The following is a 594-nucleotide window of genomic DNA, read 5'->3' on the forward strand; positions in this document are numbered from 1 at the left end:
TTCTGAAGAGAAATTCGATATCACAGGCGACAAGCTCGTTGACGATGACAAAGAATTGGCAGATAAGTACGCAGATACAAATGCCAACCCATATGCGGATGATGCATCAAACAACGAAGCTCAAAACTTGAATACGAAGACTGTTAAACGTGGCGATAAATTGGTTTACCAAGTTTGGTTGGATACAACTAAATTTGACGCAGCTAACAAAGACAACATCCAATCAGTAGGAATCTCAGATGACTACGATGAAACTAAGTTGGATCTTGATTCTACTAAGATCAAAGCTTACGATTCAGTAACAGGTGATGATGTAACAAGCAAATTCGATATCACAGTTGAAGGTGGAGTAATTACTGCAACACTTAAAGCTGGCTTCACGAAGTCACTTGGCGATGCAGAAAATACGCAAGTCATCGATACAACTAAGTTTGCCTTCGGACGTTACTACAAGTTCGACATCCCAACAACAGTGAAAGCTGATGTGGCAGCTGGTGTAGATATCGAAAATACTGCAGCGCAAGTAGTCAACTACTACAACCCAACTACGAAGAAAGTTGAAAAACCAAGCAAACCAACTGAAAAACGTGTGAA

General features: G+C 40.4%; 1 protein-coding gene. It reads left to right on the forward strand.

From position 1 onward, the window contains the following. Window positions 1-594 (forward strand): SspB-related isopeptide-forming adhesin (locus ADH81_RS01515; RefSeq protein ID WP_049525997.1); only part of this gene is annotated, 594 nt, incomplete at both ends.

Origin of the sequence: Streptococcus pseudopneumoniae (assembly GCF_001072925.1) — a bacterium.
Lineage (GTDB): Bacteria > Bacillota > Bacilli > Lactobacillales > Streptococcaceae > Streptococcus > Streptococcus pseudopneumoniae_Q.